The 18390-nt window shown below is 54.4% G+C and carries 19 protein-coding genes and 1 riboswitch; of the genes, 16 read left to right on the top strand and 3 right to left on the bottom strand.

Going from position 1 to position 18390, the window contains the following annotated elements:
• Positions 1 to 76: 76 nt before the first annotated feature.
• The 3 genes from J2Z70_RS10740 to J2Z70_RS10730 are packed head-to-tail and all read left to right on the top strand — an operon-like array spanning position 77 to position 2215.
• On the top strand, positions 77 to 1258 hold the full coding sequence (locus J2Z70_RS10740) for an MFS transporter (RefSeq protein WP_209872534.1): 1182 nt from the start codon (positions 77 to 79) through the stop codon (positions 1256 to 1258).
• Positions 1259 to 1307: 49 nt separating this feature from the next.
• Positions 1308 to 1787 carry an acyl-CoA thioesterase gene (locus tag J2Z70_RS10735; RefSeq protein ID WP_209872530.1) on the top strand — a complete coding sequence of 160 codons (480 nt, stop codon included), beginning with the start codon at positions 1308 to 1310 and terminating at the stop codon, positions 1785 to 1787.
• Between the two features lie 29 nt (positions 1788 to 1816).
• Positions 1817 to 2215: an FxsA family protein gene (locus tag J2Z70_RS10730; RefSeq protein WP_036695825.1), complete on the top strand. Its 399-nt coding sequence runs from the start codon at positions 1817 to 1819 to the stop codon at positions 2213 to 2215.
• A gap of 120 nt (positions 2216 to 2335) precedes the next feature.
• Here the strand turns inward: J2Z70_RS10730 and ytvI are convergent, their stop codons facing one another.
• Entirely contained in the window at positions 2336 to 3451 is a 1116-nt protein-coding gene (ytvI, locus tag J2Z70_RS10725) for a sporulation integral membrane protein YtvI (RefSeq protein WP_209873013.1), read from the bottom strand.
• Between the two features lie 391 nt (positions 3452 to 3842).
• Here ytvI and citZ point away from each other — a divergent pair, with 391 nt between their 5' ends.
• From citZ to J2Z70_RS10700, 5 genes are all read left to right on the top strand, one after another.
• Positions 3843 to 4955 carry a citrate synthase gene (citZ, locus tag J2Z70_RS10720; RefSeq protein WP_036725592.1) on the top strand — a complete coding sequence of 371 codons (1113 nt, stop codon included), beginning with the start codon at positions 3843 to 3845 and terminating at the stop codon, positions 4953 to 4955.
• Positions 4956 to 5057: 102 nt separating this feature from the next.
• The gene (gene icd / locus J2Z70_RS10715; RefSeq protein ID WP_036725590.1) at positions 5058 to 6353 is read left to right on the top strand and encodes an NADP-dependent isocitrate dehydrogenase; all 1296 of its coding nucleotides are present in this window, start codon (positions 5058 to 5060) and stop codon (positions 6351 to 6353) included.
• Between the two features lie 100 nt (positions 6354 to 6453).
• Positions 6454 to 7395 (top strand): malate dehydrogenase, encoded by a 942-nt coding sequence (mdh, locus tag J2Z70_RS10710; protein WP_036725589.1) that lies wholly within the window; start codon positions 6454 to 6456, stop codon positions 7393 to 7395.
• A gap of 49 nt (positions 7396 to 7444) precedes the next feature.
• A complete protein-coding gene (locus tag J2Z70_RS10705) occupies positions 7445 to 7870 on the top strand; it encodes a hypothetical protein (protein WP_036695834.1) in 426 nt (141 codons plus the stop codon).
• Positions 7871 to 8051: 181 nt separating this feature from the next.
• A complete protein-coding gene (locus tag J2Z70_RS10700) occupies positions 8052 to 9302 on the top strand; it encodes an S-layer homology domain-containing protein (RefSeq protein WP_209872527.1) in 1251 nt (416 codons plus the stop codon).
• A 450-nt stretch (positions 9303 to 9752) separates the two neighbouring features.
• Here J2Z70_RS10700 and J2Z70_RS10695 read toward each other — a convergent pair whose 3' ends face one another.
• A complete protein-coding gene (locus J2Z70_RS10695) occupies positions 9753 to 10166 on the bottom strand; it encodes a GNAT family N-acetyltransferase (RefSeq protein WP_209872524.1) in 414 nt (137 codons plus the stop codon).
• 301 nt (positions 10167 to 10467) lie between these two features.
• On the opposite strand from J2Z70_RS10695, the gene J2Z70_RS10690 reads away from it, so the two are divergent.
• From J2Z70_RS10690 to thiH, 5 genes are all read left to right on the top strand, one after another.
• Positions 10468 to 11340 carry an SDR family oxidoreductase gene (locus tag J2Z70_RS10690; protein WP_209872520.1) on the top strand — a complete coding sequence of 291 codons (873 nt, stop codon included), beginning with the start codon at positions 10468 to 10470 and terminating at the stop codon, positions 11338 to 11340.
• A gap of 154 nt (positions 11341 to 11494) precedes the next feature.
• Positions 11495 to 11597: riboswitch (TPP riboswitch) on the top strand.
• Between the two features lie 124 nt (positions 11598 to 11721).
• A complete protein-coding gene (locus J2Z70_RS10685; RefSeq protein WP_342593007.1) occupies positions 11722 to 12396 on the top strand; it encodes a thiamine phosphate synthase in 675 nt (224 codons plus the stop codon).
• Entirely contained in the window at positions 12393 to 12596 is a 204-nt protein-coding gene (gene thiS / locus J2Z70_RS10680) for a sulfur carrier protein ThiS (protein ID WP_036725578.1), read from the top strand. Before J2Z70_RS10685 ends, thiS begins: the two co-directional genes overlap by 4 nt.
• A gap of 30 nt (positions 12597 to 12626) precedes the next feature.
• A complete protein-coding gene (locus J2Z70_RS10675) occupies positions 12627 to 13391 on the top strand; it encodes a thiazole synthase (protein WP_209872516.1) in 765 nt (254 codons plus the stop codon).
• 28 nt (positions 13392 to 13419) lie between these two features.
• The gene (thiH, locus tag J2Z70_RS10670) at positions 13420 to 14541 is read left to right on the top strand and encodes a 2-iminoacetate synthase ThiH (RefSeq protein WP_209872513.1); all 1122 of its coding nucleotides are present in this window, start codon (positions 13420 to 13422) and stop codon (positions 14539 to 14541) included.
• A gap of 414 nt (positions 14542 to 14955) precedes the next feature.
• Here thiH and yfbR read toward each other — a convergent pair whose 3' ends face one another.
• Complete coding sequence (yfbR, locus tag J2Z70_RS10665; RefSeq protein WP_155991445.1) at positions 14956 to 15600, bottom strand: 5'-deoxynucleotidase; 645 nt, start codon at positions 15598 to 15600, stop codon at positions 14956 to 14958.
• Positions 15601 to 15704: 104 nt separating this feature from the next.
• Between yfbR and J2Z70_RS10660 the strand changes: the two genes are divergently transcribed.
• The 3 genes from J2Z70_RS10660 to J2Z70_RS33865 all read left to right on the top strand — a co-directional run.
• Positions 15705 to 17408, top strand: a complete 1704-nt coding sequence (locus J2Z70_RS10660) for a fumarate hydratase (RefSeq protein WP_209873009.1) — start codon at positions 15705 to 15707, stop codon at positions 17406 to 17408.
• Between the two features lie 403 nt (positions 17409 to 17811).
• Positions 17812 to 18213, top strand: a complete 402-nt coding sequence (gene tnpA, locus J2Z70_RS10655; protein WP_143803733.1) for an IS200/IS605 family transposase — start codon at positions 17812 to 17814, stop codon at positions 18211 to 18213.
• A gap of 69 nt (positions 18214 to 18282) precedes the next feature.
• On the top strand, positions 18283 to 18390 hold a 108-nt coding region (locus J2Z70_RS33865), incomplete at its 3' end, for a helix-turn-helix domain-containing protein (protein WP_342593009.1).

Here is an 18390-nt window from a genome sequence, read left to right as displayed (position 1 = left end):
GCTCTATTTAATGCAGCAGGTGGCTATGAAGGTTGGGTATTCTGTTAAAAAGAATGAGAGAGGACTTGTAATCCCCATGGAAAAAATAACAAAGCTGCGCGGGTTCTATCTGTTTCTGGGACTGGCCGGGGGCTCTTTCGGCTCCTACCTCTCGCTGCTGCTGAAATCGAACGGACTTGAAGTCAGCCAGATCGGCTTGCTGATGGCTATAGGTACGCTGATCGCCATCTGTGTCCAGCCCTTATGGGGAATGGTCTCCGACCGGTATAACCAGGCGCGGCTGGTGCTGATTCTGAGCGTGGCGGTTCCGGCGGTGCTTGCGGTTCTGTACCGTTCGGAATATTTCATCGTGCTGATGCTGGTGTATACCGTGTCCACGATCTTCTCCTCTACACAGGCGCCTATAGCCGACTCGTACGCCATAGCGGCTGCGAACAGGGCTGGAGCCACTTACGGCAGCATTCGCATGATGATGAGCATAGGCGCCGCCGTAGGGGCCATTGCGGGGGGACAGTATGTATCCAAGTTCTCTGTATCGACCATCTGGCTGCCGTTTTTGCTGCTGAATAGCATCGCCGTAGTCATTGCCTTCACCCTTCCCAAGCAGGCGGAGGAGAATCACATGATGAGCCAGTCCTTCTCCCAGGGGATCAAAAAGCTGCTCGGCAACCGCATCTTCCTGGCCTTCCTGGGCGGGAGCTTTCTGGTCAATCAGACCATGACGGCCTTCGGGACCTATTTCGTGATTGCTTTCCAGTCGGTCGGCGGGTCCACCAGCTCTGCGGGAATCGCTCTGTTCTTGGCGTCGATTACCAATGTTCCGTCCATGTTCTTCGCCTCCCGGGTCATCCGCAGGCTCGGCATGGAGCGGACGCTGCTGCTTGGTGCGCTAATCTATGTGCTGCGCTGGGGCATTCAGGTGGCCTTCCCGTACCCTTCCGTCATGATCGGCGTACAGGTGCTTCACGGCCTCTCGTTCGGGTTCTTTTATATCGCGGCGGTTGAATATGTATCGAAGATTACCTCACCGGAGATGCAGGCGACCGGGCAAAGTGTATTTAACATCGTATTCTCCGGGTTAGCCGGCATTCTGGGCAATCTGCTGAACGGGATGCTGCTAAATCAGGGCGGGGTCGGGCTGATGAACCTCTCCTGCATGCTTAGTGCGGCTGCGGGCGCGGCCCTGCTGGTCTATGTTGCCCGAAGCTCGCGCCGCAAGCTGCCGCTGAAGTCTGCATCCGGCGGTGTCGGCGCTTAAGCGTTCTGCTGGCTGCCGGGTAGACTGTATTTTAGAAAGGAGCATGAATATGAATCCGCATCAACCGGGATGGGCCAGCCGCTGGCACAGTACCTCCATCCGTGTACGTTATCAGGAGACCGACCAGATGGGCGTCGTCTATCATGCCAACTATTTGATCTGGTTTGAGTGCGGCCGGACGGAGATGTTCCGTGAGCTGGGCTTCGACTACAAGAGGCTGGAGGGCCTCGGTCTGCTGCTGCCGGTAACCTCTGCAGATTTGCAATTTAAAAGCCCCGCGCGATATGATGATCTTATTACCGTGTATGCGCGGTTAACCACCTTCTCGGCTCTGAGGGTTGTGTATGATTATGAAATCCGCCGGATGGCGGCGGGTCAGGAAGGGCAGGAGCGGACCGCAGGCGAGCTTCTGGTCAGCGGCTCGACGAGCCATGTCTGGCTGAACGGGGAATGGAGGCCGGTGCGGATCGACAGGGCACAGCCCGAGCTGTTCCATGCCATCCTGGCTGCGCTGAAGGAAGAAGAATAGCGTTAACGTAAAGAAGAAGGAGGAGCAGTATGATCAGGAACAAATGGCTGTGGGCCGCCCTATTTGCAGTCCCGGCCGTGGAATTATTCGGTTTCATCTATGTCTCAAGCTTTCTTGGAGCGCCCAAGACGCTGCTGATCATGCTGGCTACTTCAGTCATCGGATTGCTAATGATGCGGTTCGAGGGCAAGAAAGTGCTGCAGGACAGCAGAACACATATGCAGGAGGGCCGGGTGCCCGGACGGACCATGCTGGACGGCTTATGTATTTTCTTCGGCGGTCTGCTGCTGATTCTGCCGGGGTTTGTCACGGATCTGATCGGCTTTACTCTGGTATTTCCGCTGACCCGGCCGCTTTACCGGGTTTTTCTGCTGAAATGGATCGAGAAGAAGATGAAGAACGGCACGTTCACCTTCTACCGCAGGTAAGCGGGTAATAAGGAAGAAATCAGGCTTGTCAAAAGGTGTTCAGTTGCAGGATACTGCGGCTGGATGCCTTTTTGGCGTTAGGGAGTGGTGCGGAGCAAAGTTAGTTTCGAACGCGGCCCCCTAATGCAGCCTGCCGCTGAGGATATAAGTGCGCAGGGCACGGAATACGCCGGCGCGGGCGAATGCGTCGAGAATAACGAGCAGCACCGGGCCGAGAATCAGGCCGAGCATGCCCATTAGCTGGAGGCCGGCGAACATGCCGATCAGCATGGCGAGCGGATCGACGCCGATGCTGCTGGCGAGTACCTTGGGCTCCAGTACCTGGCGGGTGATCAGGATGATGCCGTAGAGCACCAGCAGCCCGATGGCCAGCGCCATGTTCCCGGTCATGTATGAATACAAGGCCCAGGGCAGAATGACGATACCGACACCCAGATAAGGAATCAGATCGACGATGCCGATGGTCAGGCCGATGGCGAAGGCTGATTTGACCCCCAGCAGCAGCAGGCCGATGATCACAATTACCGCCGTTACGGAGATCAGCACCAGCTGGGCGCGGATGTAGCCGAACAGCGCTTTGCGCAGATCCTTCCAGATCTCCGACACCGGTCTCAGCAGCGGGGCCGGGAGTAAGGCAGTCAGCTTGGCATTATGCCGTTCCCAGCCGGTGCTCAGGAAAAAGGCGGCCAATACGATGACAATCAGAATGGTGCCAAGGCTCGGCAGCGAGGAGATCAGCTTCAGGATGATATTGAAGAAGCCGGTGATCATCTGTGTCACGGCTTGGCCGACCGTTTCAGTGGTCCGGTTGATATTGCTGTCAATGGTGGCATGATAACCCGGGTTGTCGTGGTAAAACTGGTTGATTTGGTTAATAATATTCTGAATGCTGGCATTACGGCTCAGGGACAGCAGCAGTTCCCGCCACTGATCGGTATGAAGATCGAAGGTCTGGAGCAGCCCGATCAGCTCTTTGACCAGCCTTGTGATGAGTGCGGTCAGTACAAGTGCGATGCCTCCGATGTAGAACAGCAGCGAGAGGGATACGGCGAGCCAGCCGGGGAGCTTCATCCCCTTCAGGATCAGGACCAGCGGATGCATAAGATAAGCCAGCATCCAGGCGATCAGCAAGGGGTACAGGAGCGGCAGCAGTACATATACAGCCAGCAAAATCAGGGCGGCGGCAAGCACGACCCAGAGGCCGCGCAGCAATCTTTTCAGCACAAGTGTATCGATCTTCGGTCCCTCCTACTCTGGCGGATTCCAGAAACAATGGCTCGTCTTATATATATTCATAGGGGGTGTGAAAAGACTAGCAACGCTAGAAAAGGGCAGACGGCGGGCATATCCATAACCTGGGAGCGCGTTCATGAAACAGGTTTTGCGTTCGTTTTTTTCTATCCCTCCGATAAAATCATTTGATGTCCTGTAAAGCTTCCACGTTGTTCACATAACCGTCAAAATCCGGTATGATAATTAAAGGTTAAAGAGCAGAAATTTAGTTGCAATCTTCTGAGCCGGTCCTGAAGCTTTTTTTCTGAGAGAGTTGAAATACTTGGAAATGTAAATGTTTACATGAGATTTGAAGCGGCACTATACACTCTTGTTGGCAAAGGAGAGAGATACTATGACAGCTACTAAAGGACTTGAAGGCATTGTTGCAACGACCTCCTCAATCAGCTCTATCGTAGATGGAGTGCTCACTTACCGCGGCTATGATATTGACGATCTTGCGGACCATGCCACATTTGAGGAGACCGCTTATTTGCTGTGGTTCGGCAGTCTGCCGACGGTGCCGGAGCTTGAAGCTCTGCGGCGCGACCTCAGCGCTCACGCTCCGATCCCGGAGCAGGTGCTCACTCAAATGAAGCTGTATCCCAAGGAAGCCAACACCATGGCCGCTTTGCGCTCTGCCGTATCGAGTCTGGCGCTGTACGATGAAGCCGCCGATGATATGAGCAAGGAAGCGAACCAGACCAAGGCGCTGAAGCTGCAGGCGCAGATTCCGACCGTAGTTGCCGCGCTTGCACGCATCCGCAAAGGCCTGGAGCCGGTAGCTCCGAAGGAAGGCTTGACCATCGCTGAGAACTTCCTCTACATGCTGTGGGGAAAAGAGCCGGATGCGGTATCCGTCAAGGCGCTGGATACGGCGCTTGTGCTGCATGCCGACCATGAGCTGAATGCTTCGACTTTTGCCGGACGGGTAACGGTTGCGACCTTGTCCGACATCTATTCCGGTGTGACCTCAGCGATCGGGGCGCTTAAAGGGCCGCTGCATGGCGGGGCGAATGAAGCCGTAATGAAGATGCTCGAGGAGATCGGCAGCCTGGATGCGGTAGAGCCGTATATCCAGGGCAAGCTGGAGCGCCGCGAGAAGATTATGGGCTTCGGACACCGTGTCTACAAGAACGGCGACCCGCGCGCCAAGCACCTGATGAAGATGTCCAGTGAGCTGGGCACGATGAAGAATGACACCAGTCTTTATGACATGTCCGTCAAGGTGGAAGAGCTGATCACCAGCCAAAAGGGGCTGAAACCAAACGTCGACTTCTATTCGGCATCGGTCTACACACAGCTGGGGATTGAACGGGAGCTGTTCACCCCTATCTTCGCGATCAGCCGTACTTCGGGCTGGACGGCGCACATTCTGGAGCAGTACGAAGACAACCGTATCATCCGTCCGCGTGCGGAATATACAGGCATGTCCGACATGAAGTACGTCCCTGTAGACGAGCGATAACAGGCCGGCAGGGAGGGCGGCCCTTGCGGGCTGCTCTACCCCTTTAGTACAATGAATGATATGAATGCTTATACATCATACTTTTAGGAGGAATATCTACCAATGTTGAAACTGGAACAATACGATCTGCCCACAGAAGGCGAACAAATTACAATCGAAGACGGCAAGCTGCTGGTTCCGGATCAGCCGATCATTCCATTCATCGAGGGTGACGGGACAGGCCGTGACATTTGGAAAGCCTCCAAGCGGGTGCTGGATGCAGCTGTAGAGAAAGCCTACGGCGGCAAAAAGAAAATTGCGTGGTACGAAGTGTTTGCCGGCGAGAAGGCCTTCAATACATATGGTGAATGGCTGCCGAACGACACGCTGGAAGCGATCCGTGAGTATATTGTGGCCATCAAGGGCCCGCTGACCACTCCGATTGGAGGAGGTATCCGCTCCCTAAACGTAGCGCTGCGCCAGGAGCTTGACCTGTACGTATGTCTGCGCCCGGTGCGCTACTTCGACGGCGTTCCTTCTCCGGTGAAGCATCCTGAGCTGGTGGATATGGTTATTTTCCGTGAGAATACAGAGGATATCTATGCTGGTATCGAATATCAGGAAGGCTCTGCCGAAGTGAAAAAAGTGATCGAATTCCTGCAGAAGGAAATGGGCGTGAACAAAATCCGCTTCCCGGAAACATCCGGTATCGGTATTAAGCCTGTATCCGAGGAAGGCTCGAAACGCCTTGTTCGTTCAGCAGTAGAGTATGCGATCAAGCACGGACGCAAGAGCGTAACCCTGGTACACAAAGGCAACATCATGAAGTTCACTGAAGGCGCCTTTAAGAACTGGGGCTATGAAGTGGCTGAACAAGAGTTCGGCGATAAGGTCTTCACCTGGAACCAGTACGATGTCATCAAGGAACGCGACGGTGAAGCGGCTGCGAATGCTGCCCAGAAGGAAGCCGAAGCAGCAGGCAAGATCATCGTGAAGGATGCCATTGCGGACATTGCGCTCCAGCAGGTATTGACACGCCCGACAGACTTCGATGTCATTGCAACGCTGAACCTGAACGGTGACTATCTCTCCGACGCCCTGGCTGCCCAGATTGGCGGCATCGGTATCGCTCCGGGAGCGAATATTAACTATATTACGGGACATGCTATTTTCGAAGCTACACATGGTACGGCACCTAAGTATGCTGACAAGGATGTAGTGAATCCGGGCTCTGTTATTCTCTCCGGTGTTATGCTGCTTGAGCATCTGGGCTGGCAGGAAGCGGCTGACCTGATCTACCAGGGAATGAGTACGGCGATTAACAACAAGACGGTTACTTACGACTTTGCCCGCCAGATGGAAGGCGCGACTGAGCTGAAATGCTCTGCTTTTGCTGACGAGATCATCAACCATCTGTAAGAGGCCGGGCCGGTAAATACTACAGATATAAGCTGCACATCCGTGTAGCTTATATCTATGTTGGCCGCCTTCAGACTATCATCAGGTTAGGAGGGCTACCGTGGCGATCAAACGTTCAAAAATCACTGTCGTAGGTGCCGGTTTCACCGGCGCGACCACGGCGCTTATGCTTGCCCAGAAGGAGCTTGGCAATGTAGTGCTGCTTGACATTCCTCAGCTTGAGAATCCTACCAAGGGCAAGGTGCTGGATATGCTCCAAGCGGGACCCGTGCAGAACTTCGATGCTCAAATTACCGGAACTTCGAGCTATGAGGACGCAGCGGATTCTGACATCGTTATTATTACCGCAGGGATTGCCCGGGGGCCCGGCATGAGCCGTGAGGATCTGGTCAATACCAATGCGAATATCGTCAGATCGGTCTGCGGGAATGTGAAGCGTGTGGCCCCAGAGTCCATTGTGATCATACTGACCAATCCGGTGGATGCGATGACATACGTGGCCTATCATGCGCTCGGCTTCCCCAAGAACCGTGTCATCGGGCAATCCGGGGTGCTGGATACGGCCCGCTACTGCACCTTCATCGCTCAGGAGCTTAATGTATCGGTAGAGGATGTACGCGGCTTCGTGCTGGGCGGCCATGGTGACGATATGGTGCCGTTAGTGCGTTATTCCAGCGTAGGCGGTATTCCAATCGAGACGCTTATCCCGGCAGATCGCATTGCAGAGATTGTGCAGCGTACCCGTGTGGGCGGCGGTGAAATTGTCAGCCTGCTTGGGAACGGCAGCGCGTACTATGCTCCGGCAGCATCCCTGGTTCAGATGGCGGAGGCTATTCTCAAGGACAAGAAACGGATCATACCGGTAATCGCTCTGCTTGAGGGTGAATACGGCTATGAGAACCTGTTCATGGGAGTTCCTGCGCTTTTGGGAGCGGAGGGCATTGAGCGGATTTTTGAACTGGAGCTTACGGCGGAGGAACAGGCGGCACTCGACCAGTCCGCTGATTCGGTCCGCGCGGTGACTTCTTCGGTAACTATGTAACCCCGGCAATCTGCCGGAGCCCCTCAAATTGAAATTGGAGGAGATTATGATGGGTCATGTTTTCTTTTTTCTGCATATGATCGGGACACTGGCACTCGGTTTCTATCTGGTGTTGCCGTTTATCTTAAGCGGGACGGCTAAGCTGTCCTCCCCGGCGAAGGAAGGCACGCTCAGTGCAATCGGCGGCTTCAACCGCTTTGCCCAATACGGGCTGGTGATTCAGCTGCTGACCGGCGGCTACATGATGACTAAGGGCGAGTATTCTGTACCCTGGATGATCATTGTTACGGTGCTTCTGCTGGCTATGTTCGCGTTCGGCGGGATTATGACCAAGCCCCTGCGCCTTGCTGCGGCTGGCATGAGAGAGAACCGCGATGTCTCTGCGGAGACTGCCAAGATCCGTACCATGAGTCTGCTGCTGATGGTCTCGCTGGTCGTCATGATCTTTTTCATGGTATACAACACAATTATCTAAATAACCTGCTGCCGGATGGGCAGTGTGATAACAGCTCTGGAAGCCTCGGCCTCCAGGGCTGTTTCGCATGTCTGGATGCACATGGTTGGATATTGTTCCCAACGGCTATGTATTCCGGTACACTGTGATTAGGTGCTTGGTTCATTTGGCATCACATACATACTTAGGAGTGAGCGCAGTAATGATAGGAAGAAAATTAGTAACGGTCGGGCTGAGTCTAGGCTTGCTGCTGGGTTCAGCCGGGCATATGTCTGCGGCAGCCGATTATGAAGGACACTGGGCGCAGAAGCAGATGAGCCGCTGGCTGGAAAAGGGATGGCTGAAGGGATTCGCGGACGGGTCAGTCCGGCCGGATCAGGCGATCACTAGAGCGGAATTTATCGCGTTAATCAACCAGTTGGCCGGGCTGACGGCTGAGAGCAAGGTGAAGGCTGATTTCAGCGATCTGCCTAAGACGAGCTGGGCATACGAAGAAATCTCGAAAGCGCTGGAAGTGGGCATCATCAAGGGTTACGGAGGCACGATTCGTCCGGGCGATCCCGTTATGCGCCAGGAGGCGGCGATTATGGTGAGCAGAATGATGTATTTTGAGACGGGAAGCACGGAGGTATTATCCATGTTCAGGGATAAGGATCAGATTGCAGGCTGGAGTAAAGCCGATGTCGCTGCACTGATCATTGCCGGAGGAATGAAGGGGTACCCGGACGGGCGGTTTGCTCCAGAACAGGCGATGACCCGGGCCGAAGCGATTGCACTGCTGGATTACTACAATGTCACAAGCGGCGGCTTGCAGAGTGTAACTATCAGCCATTCTGAGGGGCTTGGAAGCTTTGAACCAGGAGCCATCAAATACTATAACAATGTCACTGTATCCGGCTATGATGTGCTGCTGCAGAATCTGAAGATTTTTGGAGACCTGGTCCTGGAGGAAGGAATCGGCAACGGAGAGGTGAACTTGGACAGTGTTGAAGTACTAGGCAAGGTCATCATACAGGGCAGCGGAGATCCCTCAGTGCAGCTCAAGAACACAACCATGAACCAAGTGATTGTGCAGAAGAATAGTGGAACTGCCCGTCTGCTCACCGAAGGTACAACCTGGGTGAAGGCATTGTCGGTACAGTCCGGTGTAAATCTGGAAGAGGGGGAGGGTACCGGAGACGGGTTCACAGATATTGATCTGCCATCCGGCCTTGCAGCCGGGATCGTAGTGACGCTTAACGGCAATTTCGGAGATGTGAATATTGAAGCCAAAGGACCCGTCCTCCACCTGCAAAAAGGCTCCATACGCACGCTTAAGACCGCTGCCACTGCAACAGGGGTTAAGATAGAGCTGGATGAAGGGACAACAGTGACGCAGGCGATTCTAAATACGTTAACGAAGGTTACGGGTGCGGGTAAGGTTCAGGATGCAATTGTGAAGGAAGATGAATAGAGTTCTGGAAATAAGGCCGCTACCCCAAGGAGTGAGGTCTTGTCATGAGGGGCGATGTACTGCTATGAAGAGATATCGACCCGATGTATGCGAAAACAAACATGTCTTTCAAGGCACAGCTCCAGCATGAAAATGAGCAACGTGCCTAAAAACAGAATGTCGTCTGTTCATTTATTTAACATATTTAACCCGGGAAACTTAACACAAATGGAATGAACGCGCCGCGTAGGCCTGCGTTTATCGCAGAAGACGTGTTTTCACAGATAACCGAATACAATTGCACCATGAAGCCATGTTGGTTTTATGTATGCTAAAAACCGAATACAGCATCCTTCCGCTATATCCCGATAATCGCCCGGTACTCCCGGTCCAGTATCGCATAAAAGTACTGGTTCACCCACTGGTGGTTCCAGTGTATTTCTTCCCGGAATACGCCCTCGCGGACCATGCCTAACCTATCCAGCACCTTGATGGTGAGGTATTGTATTCATTGCACATAGCCACGACTCTATGGGCCTTCCATTCTTCAAAAGCAAGCTTCAAGGCCAGCTGCGCCGCCTCGGTGCCGTAGCCTTGCCCCCGGTATTCAGGGAACAGGCTGTAGCCCAACTCCCAGCTCTCGCGCTCTTTTACGTACCAGTGTATATGCACTTCCCCTACAGGGGTTGCCTCCGGGGAAGCCAGCCTTATCAGGAATTGTCTGTGCCAATCGCTATGGATTCGTTCCGTCACAGTCTTCCGGACTGCCTCCTTGTCAGTTGGAATCATATCCTCGAAGGGCCAGAGGGCGGTGTTGGTCTCCAGTTCTGTGATGAAATCGATATCGTCCGGGGTGACCGGAGATAGTGTGATTCTTGCGTTCATTTTGTAAACCTCCTGCTAGTATGATTTCGATACGATCTTGCCGTGGTTCCCCACAAAGTATAGGACATTCCCCTTAGCGGATATAGATAATATTCTTTTTGGAAACGTTCGTTGCTTACCGTACTACCGTTCCGATATAGGCACCGTTGAATGAAGATTGGCTGTTTGGGCGGCTGCCAAGTGTGGTAAGTAACATAACGTACAGTCAAGCAGGCACACTGCCTGTGCATAAACACCAGACCTTAAGCCATGCTAACATGATTAATCAACAATACTGTGGACAGCGAAAGGAGAATGGATTATGCCAGACACTAACAAACAACCTGTCAAAACTCTGCCCCCGCAGGTACAGGATCAGCGCCCCGGAATTGAGAGTGAGATGAACCCGCTTCCGGAGTTTGAGACACCGGCGTACAAGGCAGCAGGCAAGCTGCTGGGCAAGGCTGCACTCATTACCGGAGGCGACAGCGGGATCGGGCGTGCGGTTGCCGTTCATTTTGCCAAGGAGGGCGCGGATGTGGTGATCTCCTACTTGAACGAGCATGAGGATGCGGAAGAGACCAAGCGCCAGGTGGAGCAGGAGGGAAGAACGTGTATTCTGATCGCCGGGGATATCGGGGACGAATGCTTCTGTCAGAGCTTGATTCGTCAAACCGTTGAAGGACTCGGCAAGCTTGACATCCTGATCAACAATGCGGCGGAGCAGCATCCGCAGGACCATATTGAGGACATTACAGCGGAGCAGCTGGAGCGTACGTTCCGGACGAATATTTTCTCCATGTTCTACCTGACGAAGGCAGCTATGCCTCATCTTAAAAAAGGCGCTACGATCATTAACACGACCTCCATCACGGCGTATCGCGGCAGCCCGCAGCTGCTGGACTATTCGTCCACCAAAGGAGCCATTCTCAGCTTCACCCGTTCGCTGTCAATGAATCTGGCCGATAAGGGCATCCGCGTGAACGCGGTAGCGCCCGGACCGATCTGGACCCCGCTGATTCCGTCAACCTTTGACGCGAAGAAGGTCAGTGAGTTCGGCGGCACCCAGCCGATGAAGCGCCCGGGGCAGCCTGAAGAGCTGGCACCGGCGTATGTATACCTGGCCTCGGACGATTCCTCCTATGTGAGCGGACAGGTGATGCATGTGAACGGCGGCGAGGTGGTCAACGGATAAGAAGCAGCGTAACTATACTAATACACAATTTGCTCAGCACATGTGGAGGAGCCAGCCGGGAGGCTGGCTTTTTTGAGAGGTGAGACGAAGTAGGTATAGCTCTGACAGGAATAATATGCTAATATACAAAAAGCAAGGCCAAACAACCGCATAGAACGATCACTAGGGGAGCCGCAAGGCTGAGACGGGCGTATCTGCTCGGACCCTTTGAACCTGATCTGGGTTATACCAGCGTAGGGAAGTGGAGAACGAATATTGCAGCGGGGGTATACGGCTAATACCGGTATTCCTGTTTCTATTCCAGACTGCTTCCTTATGGGGGCGGTCTTTTTTGTGTTTGGAGGTAGGGATCAGCGTAGCGCTGAGGAGAGGAAGGTGGACGTGTTGCACGAAATTCATGTCATCTCAGACGGACGGCTCCACCCTGAGAAGCTTGCGGAGCTGGCTGCGGCGGTACATCCCATAGTGGATTATATCCATCTCCGTGAAAAAGCCATGTCCGCCCGCGAACTGCTGGCGGCGGCGCAGCAGATGCTTCAGGCCGGGGTTCCGCCTTCGAAGCTGGTCATAAATGACCGGATCGATGTTGCCCTGGCCGCCGGGGCAGGCGGTGTACAGTTAGCCTGGCATAGCCTTCCGCCAGCCGCAGCACGCGGGCTTGCAACGGGCCTGCGGATCGGCAGATCGGTCCACTCGTGGGAAGAGGCGGCAGAGGCTGGAAGGCAGGGAGCAGACTTTTGCCTCTACGGGCATGTGTTCCCGACGGCCTGTAAGCCCGGACAGCAGGCACGGGGACTTGCGCAACTGGCCGAGGCTGTCCGCTGGAGCCGCATCCCGCTGATTGCGCTTGGAGGGATTACCCCGGGTAATGCCGGAGCGGTGCTGACCCAAGGGGCGGCTGGCATTGCTGTCATGTCGGGGATCTGCGGAGCCCCGGACCCGGTGGCAGCGGCCCGGGCTTACAGGGAAGCGGTCCACAGGGACAGGGCAGCGGAGCTGGCTGAAGCGCTGGAAATGGCACAATCACAAGGCACAGCAGGAGGTGAACAGGCATGAATGTGACCGTTAACGGGAAGAGGCAAAGAATCGAAGAGAGCTGCCGGACACTGGAGGATCTGCTCTCCCGGCCCGAGTGGGCCGGTAAGCTGGTGATTGTCGAGCTGAATGGTGAGCTTGCTGGCAGAGAGGTTTATGGAGAGACACTGCTCAGTGAGGGGGACCGGGTGGAGCTGGTTCATTTTGTAGGCGGAGGCTGAACACGAAGACTTATCCCAGGAGGCGTTAATATGCAAGATCCATTGATGATTGGCGGAGTGACTCTAACCAGCAGACTGTTCATTGGTACCGGAAAATACAGCCGCAACACCCTCATTCCCGAGGTGATTACGCGATCAGGCTCACAGGTCATTACCGTTGCTCTGCGCCGGGTGGACCCGGAGAGCAGTGACAATATTGTCAGCCATATTCCTTCCCATATGACCTTACTGCCTAATACCTCCGGTGCGCGCACCGCAGAGGAAGCAGTACGGATTGCCCGGCTGGCGAGATCGGCGGGGCTGGGGAACTGGGTGAAGATTGAGGTCATCAACGACCAGAAATATCTGCTGCCGGATAATACCGAGACCATCCGGGCGACCGAGATCCTTGCAGCAGAGGGCTTCGTGGTGCTTCCGTATATGAGTCCTGACCTGTCCGCCGCCCTGCGGTTGAAGGCAGCGGGGGCTGCGGCCGTGATGCCGCTGGGAGCGCCGATCGGGTCCAACCGCGGACTGCAGACCAAGGAACTGATCCGGATTCTGATCTCCGAGACGAATCTGCCGGTGATCGTGGATGCCGGAATCGGCAGACCGTCCGAGGCGGCTGAGGCGATGGAGATGGGGGCCGCAGCGGTGCTGCTTAATACAGCGATTGCCACCGCCTCGGATCCGCTGCTGATGGCAGAAGCCTTCCGTGACGCGGTAGCCGCAGGGCGCAAGGCTTATCTCGCCGGACTAGGACCCGTAGAGGAGACGGCGGCAGCCTCTTCACCGTTGACCGGGTTCTTGGCCTGACAGATGGAATAGGAAGGAGGGAACGGTTATGAGCTTTTATGATACGATGACCCGGCTGGAGCAGCTGCCTTACGAAGCGTTATGGAGCCGGTATACGGCAGAGGATGTGAAGCGCGCGCTTCGTGCAGAGCGGGTCGATGAAGAGGGGCTGATGGCCCTGCTGTCACCGGCAGCGGAGCCTTATCTGGAGGAGATGGCGCAGAAGGCGCACCGGTTAACGCGTACGCATTTCGGCCATGTGATGCAGCTGTTTACACCGATGTACCTGGCTGATTATTGCGTGAATCACTGCACGTATTGCAGCTTCAGTTCTATTTATGATTTTCCGCGCAAAAAACTGACGCTGGAGCAGGTCGCCCGGGAAGCGGAGACCATCGCAGCCACAGGCCTGCGCCACATTCTGATTCTGACCGGAGAATCCCGGAATGACAGTCCGGCCGGTTATGTGAGGGACTGCGTGAATGTGCTGCGCCGCTATTTTGCCTCCGTCAGCATTGAAGTGAATCCGCTCTCGACAGCAGAATATGCTGAGCTCAGAGAAGCTGGCGTGGACGGTCTGACGCTCTATCAGGAGGTCTACCATCAGGAAACTTATCGTGCGCTGCATGTAAAAGGACCCAAACGCGTCTACCGCAACCGTCTGGACGCTCCCGAACGGGGCTGTCAGGCCGGGTTCCGTTCGGTGAATATCGGAGCCCTGCTTGGCATGTACGAATGGCGCCAGGAGGCGCTGGCCACTGCGCTGCATGCGAGATATTTGCAGGACAAGTACCCGGAATGCGAAATCGGGCTGTCGACTCCCCGGTTCCGGCCTTACTTAGGCGAATTCAATCCCGCAAGTGATGTAACCGACCGTGCGCTGGTGCAGATCATTCTGGCCTACCGCCTATTTCTGCCGCGCTCCGGCATCTCGCTGTCCACACGCGAGCCTGCCGCTCTGCGCGATCATCTGGTCCAGCTCGGCATCACGAAGATGTCCGCAGGGGTATCCACCGAAGTGGGCGGACATTCCCTGGAAGGGGGAACGCCGCAGTTTGAAATCTCGGACAACCGCAGCGTGAACGAGATGGCCGAGATGCTGCGTTCGCAAGGACTCCAGCCGATATTCAAGGACTGGGATATCCTGTCCGAGCCGCTTGGGTTGAGATAGGCAGGCTGAATCTGGTTGAGCCTGATGTGACCAAACCGGATGTAATTTAAACTGATCAGGATAAACGAATGAACTTAACTTGACTAGACTAAGCGAATCAACTTAAACTGACCAGACTAACCGTGCCTAACTTAACTTGACTTGACCAGACTAATCGTGCCTAACTTAACTTGACTAGACTAACCGTGTCTAACTTAACCTGACCATATGCAAATAACCCGCTTCATGGCGGGTTATTTGCATTGTATAAGGGTTATAAGTTGCATGTGGGCCCAATGTAGGCGAAAAACCGAACACAATTGGTGCGGATGGAGAAAATGCGGGCCGTTTAAGAGAGGCATTCGCATAGCATTGTTAACACGTAAGTATATCAGCCAACGCTAGGAGCCAACATATACAAATGCTGTACTCTATCTACTCTATAGATTCAGGCTCTCCGGCAGACTGTCCCTGACTCGCACTGGAAGACAGCTCGTCCAGCGACATTTCGAAGCCCGGAGCCATGTGTTTAAGGAAATACTCCATCTCAGGCATCTCCAGCACATGCAGCTTCGCGGCGGTCTGCTCCCTGGCTGCGGCGAATTCGCGGTTGCCTGCGGCGACCTCCCAGACGCATTTCAGGTAAGCGTCCAGCACATCCGCTGCCTTGACGTAGCGGAGCAGTCCGGCATCCTCGGAGCCGGGCGGGCTGGTGTGCGGCTGCAGGAGCGGCGCGTAGACTGCGCTCAGCTCCGGCGGGATCATGGCCGCCAGCCGGTCGGCGGCCACCTGCTCCATCTCGCGGAAGCTGGACAGCAGACGCGAGTTGTCATGCTTCACCGGCGTAGCGATGTCGCCGGTGAAGACCTCGGTGGCGTCGTGGAACAGCGCCATCGTGGATGCGCGGTCGGCGTTCAGCGACCGGCCGAAATGGGCATTGCCGATGGTGCACAGCATGTGCGCCAGCAGGGCGACCTGGAACGAATGCTGCGCCACGTTCTCCGGGGCGGTGCTGCGCATGAGGCTCCAGCGCTGGATATATTGCAACCGGTAGAGATAGGCGGAGAAATGGTAGTTCAATTTTGAAGTAACCCCTTTCATGAGCAGCTTAATGTGCTATTATAGTAACTAATTGTACCAGAGATAGGGCCGCTTGAACCAGATGGAGAGGAGACTGAATGAAGATGCAGCATTTTGAAGAGAGCATTTATAATTTGATTGTAGAGACCTCCACGAACCTGCCGGGAGACGTGCGCCGGGCAGTGGCCAGAGGGCGGGCGCTGGAAGACCGGGCGACACGCTCCGGACTGGCACTAACCACGATAGCGCAGAATATCGGGATGGCGGAGCAGCAAATATCGCCGATCTGCCAGGATACGGGGATGCCGACTTTTATCATTCATACGCCGGTGGGCGTGAATCAGATAGAGATGAAGAAGGATATTCACAGCGCAATTATCCGCGCTACGAAGAACGGCAAGCTGCGTCCCAATTCCGTGGATTCGCTAACCGGCGAGAACAGCGGGGATAATCTGGGGGCAGGCACTCCGGTGATTCACTTCGAGCAGTGGGAGGAAGAGAGCATTGACGTCCGGCTGATCCTGAAGGGCGGCGGCTGCGAGAACAAGAATATTCAGTATAGCCTTCCGGCAGAGCTGGAGGGACTCGGCAAAGCCGGACGCGACCTCGACGGTATCCGCAAGTGCATCCTGCATTCCGTGTACCAGGCGCAAGGCCAAGGCTGTAGCGCAGGATTCATAGGTGTAGGCATTGGCGGCGACCGTACCACGGGCTATGAGCTGGCGAAGAAGCAGCTGTTCCGCAAGGTCGAGGATGTGAATCCTAATGAAGATTTGGGCAAGCTGGAGAATTACATTATGGAGAATGCCAATAAGCTCGGAATCGGCACGATGGGCTTCGGCGGTGAAGTGACGCTGCTGGGCTGCAAAATCGGGGTAATGAACCGGCTGCCTGCCAGCTTCTTTGTCTCTGTAGCCTATAACTGCTGGGCCTTCCGCCGCCAGGGCATTCTGGTTCATCCGGCTACTGGTGACATTCAGGATTGGCTGTATGAGAGCGGCACCGGGATATCTGTTGAGGGGGAAGCTGCACCGCAGCCGGTTGCTGAACCTGTGGGTGTAGCTGCGGCAGAACGGACAACTTCCGGCGTGGTGCCAGAGGATGCTACGATTCCTGCGGCACCGGCTATTGTATCCGGGACGGGTGAAGCAGCTTCGGATGCAGCCGTTTCAGGGAATGGGGCAGGATCTGAACCGGCTGCGGCAGCTTCCGCTGGCTCAGGCGGCTCGCGCGAGATCCGTCTGACCACACCGATCAGCGAGGAGGATATCCGCAGCCTGCGCGTCGGCGATGTGGTGATCCTCTCCGGCGAGATGCACACCGGCCGCGATGCCCTGCACAAATACCTCATGGATCACGACACCCCTGTCGATCTGAACGGTGCCGTCATTTATCACTGTGGCCCGGTCATGCTGAAGGATGATGAAGGCTGGCATGTGAAGGCGGCTGGCCCGACGACCAGTATCCGCGAGGAGCCGTATCAGGGCGATATTATTAAGAAGTTCGGCATCCGCGCTGTAATCGGCAAAGGCGGTATGGGACCCAAGACCCTCAAGGCCTTAGGGGAGCACGGCGCGGTCTACCTCAATGCAATCGGCGGTGCGGCGCAGTATTACGCAGAATGTATCAAGAAGGTCAACGCCGTAGACTTCATGGAATTCGGCATTCCTGAGGCGATGTGGCATCTGCAGGTGGACGGCTTCGCAGCGATCGTGACCATGGATGCGCACGGCAACAGCCTCCATGCCGATGTCGAAAAGGATTCCGCCGCCAAGCTGGCCCAGTTCCGCGAGCCGGTGTTTAAGTAACAGGACCTCAAACAAAGAAACAGCGTCAGCCATGGACGAGAGTAATGTCCATAGACTGACGCTGTTTTTAAATTTAAAATATATGAATTTATATGTTGTACACAATAACTTATCCTTATATTTCCCGCTGATACGAACGCCGTCCTGTAAATGAGCGGTGCAGCCGTTTCTGCTTATTGAATTAGCGTATACCGGAATTTTTCAATATACGACTCTTTCTTGTGCTCTACACGCTGCAAATGGTCATAGAAGCTATGTGTGAATTTAACCCTCAGTTGACAGAATTCTCCCATCTTCTTTAAGTGTGGGATGAACGGAAACGGTCTAATCCACATGGATTCTAACCGCCTAAGATGCTATAATTAAAGTATTCAGTCGTATCTTGGAAAGGTCAGTGAAATTAATGAAATTAGACTCGAATAACCATTCAGTGTTCTCCCTTCACTTTCACCTTATTCTAGTCATCAAGTATCGTAGGAAAGTAATTACAGATCCAATATCCGAACGTCTGAAAGAGATATTTGCATACATTCAGCCTACTTACAATGTGACTTTGCAGGAATGGAATCATGACAGGGATCACGTTCACATCCTAATGAAAACTCATCCTAATACCGACATTTCTAAATTTCTCAACGCTTATAAGAGTGCATCATCTAGGCTGATCAAGAAGGAGTTTCCTACCCTCCGAAAATCACTTTGGAAAGAGGCTTTTTGGTCACGCTCCTATTGCTTGCTTACAACGGGTGGAGCGCCAATAGACGTCATTCAAAAATACATCGAAAACCAAGGTGTGAAAGGGTGATCGCCATTGCTGAAAGCCTACAAATACCGTATCTATCCAAGCCATGGGCAACAACACTACTTCGCTAAAGTGTTCGGATGCGTTCGCTTCATCTACAACAGAATGCTTGCCGATAAAATTGAACATTACAAGCAAACGGAAACGATGCTGAGGAATACACCCGCACAATACAAAAAG

The organism is Paenibacillus silagei (assembly GCF_017874735.1).
Taxonomy (GTDB): domain Bacteria; phylum Bacillota; class Bacilli; order Paenibacillales; family Paenibacillaceae; genus Paenibacillus_AQ; species Paenibacillus_AQ silagei.
This window is presented reverse-complemented; position numbering and strand designations above follow the sequence as displayed.

Coding starts and splice junctions, on each gene's coding strand:
- J2Z70_RS10675 (WP_209872516.1), top strand. CDS start 12,627: ATGCAAGATCCATTGATGATTGGCGGAGTGACTCTAACCAGCAGACTG.
- J2Z70_RS10690 (WP_209872520.1), top strand. CDS start 10,468: ATGCCAGACACTAACAAACAACCTGTCAAAACTCTGCCCCCGCAGGTA.
- J2Z70_RS10735 (WP_209872530.1), top strand. CDS start 1,308: ATGAATCCGCATCAACCGGGATGGGCCAGCCGCTGGCACAGTACCTCC.
- J2Z70_RS10695 (WP_209872524.1), bottom strand. CDS start 10,166: ATGAACGCAAGAATCACACTATCTCCGGTCACCCCGGACGATATCGAT.
- thiS (WP_036725578.1), top strand. CDS start 12,393: ATGAATGTGACCGTTAACGGGAAGAGGCAAAGAATCGAAGAGAGCTGC.
- J2Z70_RS10730 (WP_036695825.1), top strand. CDS start 1,817: ATGATCAGGAACAAATGGCTGTGGGCCGCCCTATTTGCAGTCCCGGCC.
- J2Z70_RS10660 (WP_209873009.1), top strand. CDS start 15,705: ATGCAGCATTTTGAAGAGAGCATTTATAATTTGATTGTAGAGACCTCC.
- icd (WP_036725590.1), top strand. CDS start 5,058: ATGTTGAAACTGGAACAATACGATCTGCCCACAGAAGGCGAACAAATT.
- J2Z70_RS10700 (WP_209872527.1), top strand. CDS start 8,052: ATGATAGGAAGAAAATTAGTAACGGTCGGGCTGAGTCTAGGCTTGCTG.
- thiH (WP_209872513.1), top strand. CDS start 13,420: ATGAGCTTTTATGATACGATGACCCGGCTGGAGCAGCTGCCTTACGAA.
- J2Z70_RS10705 (WP_036695834.1), top strand. CDS start 7,445: ATGGGTCATGTTTTCTTTTTTCTGCATATGATCGGGACACTGGCACTC.
- citZ (WP_036725592.1), top strand. CDS start 3,843: ATGACAGCTACTAAAGGACTTGAAGGCATTGTTGCAACGACCTCCTCA.
- tnpA (WP_143803733.1), top strand. CDS start 17,812: ATGAAATTAGACTCGAATAACCATTCAGTGTTCTCCCTTCACTTTCAC.
- J2Z70_RS10740 (WP_209872534.1), top strand. CDS start 77: ATGGAAAAAATAACAAAGCTGCGCGGGTTCTATCTGTTTCTGGGACTG.